This is a genomic window from Microbacterium deminutum (genome assembly GCF_039530205.1).
Taxonomy (GTDB): Bacteria; Actinomycetota; Actinomycetes; order Actinomycetales; family Microbacteriaceae; genus Microbacterium; species Microbacterium deminutum.
The window spans coordinates 1-1,123 of sequence record NZ_BAAAOG010000024.1 but is presented as its reverse complement, the minus strand read 5'-3'; the positions used below and the strand labels follow the sequence as shown (position 1 = coordinate 1,123).

The window sequence follows — 1,123 nt, the reverse complement described above, 5'->3', positions numbered from 1 at the left end:
AGTGGTCCGGGCCAGGGTTGCGGGGCGACGGGTGTCGGGGCGGGTGTCGGCGGTGCGGGCTGGATCACGGTCGATCCCGGCACCGGCGGCACCGGCCGGGTCAGTGACGGGTCGACGAGGTGGGCGAGCGAGGGCGCGTCGTCCACCCGGGGCACCCCCATCGGCGGCAGTGCGAGCAGCTCCATGATCGTCTTCGGGATGGCCGCGTGGGAGTGCCACTCCGGGTCGATCCGCTGCACCACGCTGCCGCCGAACATGACCAGCGGGATCCGGGAACCGCCGATGATCGGGAACCCGTCCGGGTGCAGATCATCCGGGACGGTCTCGACGTCGGGGGTCGGGACGGAGTCGGCGTAGCCGCCCCAGTCGTCCCAGGTGAGGATGAAGACCGTCTCCTCCCAGCCGCCGCCGTCGATCACGGCCTGCACCCGATCCCAGACCAGCCGGTGCCCCTTGCCGATGTAGTCCGGCGCGCTCACCAGCGGCGGGTGCTCGTCGTAGCCCGACGGCGACCAGACGTAACAGATCTCGGGCAGCGTCCCCGCCTTGGCCATCGGGATGAACTCCGCCGGCCGCAGCACGTTGCCGTTGCCGGGGGCTTCGGTCAGCGACCTGTAGAACTTCGTCGGGTAACCGGACTGGTCGGGGAACGCCGCCCAGGAGATCTTCGCCGACTCGGCGAGGCTGAAGATCGAGGGCAGATTCCACACCGGATGCGGACCCACGAACGGCGGGTTCTTCAACGTCGGCATCTGCCCGCCGATCGCCAGCATGTGCCCGGAGGTGGAGTTGGAGCCCGCCGCGAAGTGGTGGTCGCTGAACACGAACTGCTTCGCCAGCCAGCTGTAGAACGGGATCACGGTGTCGTTGTCCAGCTGCAGCCGCTCCGCCGGGTAATCGCCCATCGCGTAATGCACCCACGCGCTGCGGTCATGCGGCTGATCGAAGTTCGGCGGCGTGACCAGCAGGGCGCCCGAGTTCGCCACCGCCGCCCCCCAGCCCGACAGGGTCGGGAAATAGAAATCCGGGGTCTTGTTCTCCTGGATGAACACGATCACCCGCCGCGTCGAAACCATCCCCGCACCCCCCGTCGTATCGACCTCACCCGACCCCATGCAACCAC

At 68.9% G+C, this 1,123-nt stretch carries 1 protein-coding gene; it reads right to left on the bottom strand.

The window, feature by feature from the left end; all coding sequences use genetic code 11:
- Positions 1-1,076 (bottom strand): alkaline phosphatase family protein (locus ABD212_RS18960; protein WP_344097780.1); only part of this gene is annotated, 1,076 nt, incomplete at its 3' end.
- Positions 1,077-1,123: the final 47 nt, after the last annotated feature.